Source organism: Paenibacillus sp. J2L1-98 (genome assembly GCF_056269405.1).
This window is the reverse complement of sequence record NZ_JBWDNW010000056.1, coordinates 1-3,020: the sequence shown is the minus strand read 5'-3', so window position 1 is coordinate 3,020 and position 3,020 is coordinate 1. Positions and strand designations below refer to the sequence as shown.

Genomic DNA, 3,020 nt, shown 5'->3' with positions numbered 1-3,020 from the left:
CGATCCTTCTCAGCTTGATAACGGCTATTCGACCGCGGGCGCAACGCTCAAGTCGAAGCTTTCGACCTGGCTCGGCTCGTTGCGCAATGCCGCGGGTCAGGCGCTGCGCAATGCTGAGGAAAACGCTCCATAAAGGACACAAGTAACAACCGATGAACGAATAACCGGTGGCTAAGGAATCATTCCTTGGCCTCTTTTTTTCTTTTCAAGAAATATAAAACACCAGTAGTAACAACACAAGTTACAATAAATCCAATTCCATAGCACATCATACTGACAAGTTGAGCTAGCCCGTCTTTTAAAGTAAGAAACCACCAAAAGAAAGCAGTACCATATAATAGAACCGCTAAACCGATGGTTTGCAGTAATGAACGAAGAAAAGAATTTGTTTTTCTAAATCTAATCACTGCAAATAGGATGACCGAAATAAACGCTATGCCCGGTATACCATAAAATAATAGAACTTCTAAATTGATTCTCAAGGGGTTCTCCTATCTAAAGTTATTCCTCAGCAACATTGTAATTAAAAAATATAAAGAAGAGGAGTACCAACTTCAGCTAGTACCGCTTTAAAGATTTACATATTACGCAGACAAACCAGTCAAATCACCCCGATCTCTAGCTAACCCATTTAGACCACAGATATTCTTTTTGAACTTCAAACCAAATGATGGAAATGATAGAATGAGGATAACCGTTCTGAGGAATGTTATGTGCCGAATAAACAAGAATAGCAGCCCGGGCACACATCTGTGTGCCTCCTACGGATCCGCCAGAAGGAGGACGAATATGTCGAGGCAACGAAAGGTGAAAAAGTCCTTGATGCAGGAGTTAAAGAAAACCCTTCATTCTCTCACGAGGCCAAAACGCCTCCCCAGGAAAACCAAGAGTCGGAAAACCGCCTCTGCAAAGACGACGACTAAAGCCAAGGCCGAAAGCAGCCCAGAATTGCAGAAGAAATTGGAGCAGGATTTAACCAGGAAAATGACGCAGGGTATGCAAAAGATTAAGCAGGAAATGGAACAAGAACTCTTGAAAAAATTGACAAGCAAGAGGGCTGCGACGAATAGTGATGAAGGAGTTTCTTCCGAAGAGAAAATGCGAAAATTCTCCAAAGGCGTGACTACAAAGTCATCCGCTAAAACGGCAATGGGAAAATTTAAACCGGAAACGGATTGTACATTGCTTAAATTACTTACTTTATCCGAAAGTTTAGAACGCAGAGTAGTTGTCGGCTACGAGGTTTTAGATAATAGCAGTCAGGAGATCTGGGGCATTGACATCCATGAAGGTGCCAAATTGGGTAGGGCTAAAAAGATCCTGAATACAAAAGTAAAAAGCCGTAAAGTTGGTCCGGAACGACAATACTATTTAGTGCATGTAACGGATGATGCCCTGTATTACTCTGATGAATACGCTAAAGCGGCCCTAGAGCGAGGAAGACTGACAATCCGGAACTATACGCCCGAATTGGCTGACGCTATCAAGAGCGCATACGATTCAGGATACAAAAACAATAGTAAATTGCCTAAACTAGGATAATGGCCCGCGATTTTCATCCCGTCGTACGCTAAAAACATGCAGGAGCTGCCCATTAAGCTAGAGGAAGTGTGACACAATACCGCAATAACCACGGAAAAGGCAGCCAGTATTATCGGCTGCCTTTTCCCCGCTAACAGGTGAAAGAGGATGGACTGAGGATTCGCAGTAGTCGGAGATGGGGAAAGTCTATTACATGGCGAAGGGATCCAGTCTAAAGTCAATACATATTTGCAATGTAGAGCCCGTGCTGATTCAAGAACCTGAAATTATTCTTTCGTGCGGAATTCGATCAACCCTTAAGCCAGAGATCATTTTTACGGAAATAATTCTCCAGATAAGCAACCTCTTCTTTATACACAGAGAGAATCCTTCGTAAAATTTCGAATTCGTCTTCTGGTTCCTTTTTGTTTTTACGAAGTTGTATTCTCCATTTTTTTTCTACAGGGATGATCATCACAATCGAATGACCACCCACAGCGGTCGCAATTATTTGCTTATCGTAAACCAAATCTATCAGTTGAGAAGGGTGGAAAATGCTTGAGAAAGCAAAGTATGAGCCTTCTTCTTGCAGCCTTAAGGCCTCTTCCAGCAATTCGTTCGTCTGTTTACGGTTAAACGTAGGTGGAGTGGCTAGCTGTTGTGCCCATAATAAAATCAACCCTTTTTCTTCATAAGTGAACAAAAAAGCGAAAGCATACAGGGTATAAATTCGGTTATTGTACATGGTGAACAGTTGTTCGATTTCTTGCATCACGATTGGCCTTAATTGAGTAAAATCTATATGCGCCACATTCCCTTCCTTCAGAATGGGAGCAGTATAGGAATCGGGATGGAAATGAAACAACACATATCTGGGGTCTTTTTGGTTTTGGATTATAAACGGGTTATACTCTGCAAGTTGGCTCATGTTATCCAGATTTAGTTTCATTGTTCCGTGTGTTTCTCGACGTACACATGTCATTAACGTAGGTAGCATAGGAGCCCTCCTTGCTGTAGATTGTTTATTTTGGGGTTTGAAAAAATAGAAGCGCCTCAGTACGATGGGAATACTTAACCGGTCAAATTCCCGTCATCCAGGAGAGTGCTGTACTATGAAGTTTAAAGTGAAATTCAAACAAAATCAACTCCGTTTCTTACTTTATGTAAATTTATCTAACATATATCATTGCAATCAATCTATTAAGTCATATTTAATGACATTAGGTCCTCTAGACATGACTGGATATGGTCTGGAGATGAATTGTGCACCGGGCGAAAGTTAGTATATATTGATGACTTAATCAAAGATAACACAGCTTTTCGAAATTAACGCCTGAACCTGTTTACCCACGAAAGCTCAATAATCACAAAGAGACGGCAGCCGGTGTATGATATGCTCCCCATACGGTAGACAGGTGAAATAATAAAAAGCCTGCTACTGTGAGGGGAGCTTTTTCATGTCTAGAGGAAAATATACTGCTTTGGAGAAACTCGCCATT

At 41.6% G+C, this 3,020-nt stretch carries 3 protein-coding genes; 1 reads left to right on the top strand and 2 read right to left on the bottom strand.

All coding sequences use genetic code 11. The annotated features are described in order from the left end of the window. Positions 1–179: 179 nt before the first annotated feature. Positions 180–482 (bottom strand): hypothetical protein, encoded by a 303-nt coding sequence (locus AC0YNZ_RS31320; protein WP_475830264.1) that lies wholly within the window; start codon positions 480–482, stop codon positions 180–182. 307 nt (positions 483–789) lie between these two features. Between AC0YNZ_RS31320 and AC0YNZ_RS31315 the strand changes: the two genes are divergently transcribed. Next, on the top strand, positions 790–1,542 hold the full coding sequence (locus AC0YNZ_RS31315) for a hypothetical protein (protein ID WP_475830263.1): 753 nt from the start codon (positions 790–792) through the stop codon (positions 1,540–1,542). Between the two features lie 289 nt (positions 1,543–1,831). Here AC0YNZ_RS31315 and AC0YNZ_RS31310 read toward each other — a convergent pair whose 3' ends face one another. Beyond that, positions 1,832–2,518, bottom strand: coding sequence for a hypothetical protein (locus AC0YNZ_RS31310; RefSeq protein WP_475830262.1), 687 nt, complete (start codon positions 2,516–2,518; stop codon positions 1,832–1,834). Positions 2,519–3,020 lie beyond the last annotated feature (502 nt).

Bases quoted from the DNA above. Each gene is read 5' to 3' on its own strand.
- AC0YNZ_RS31315 (WP_475830263.1), top strand. From the start codon at position 790: ATGTCGAGGCAACGAAAGGTGAAAAAGTCCTTGATGCAGGAGTTAAAG.
- AC0YNZ_RS31310 (WP_475830262.1), bottom strand. From the start codon at position 2,518: ATGCTACCTACGTTAATGACATGTGTACGTCGAGAAACACACGGAACA.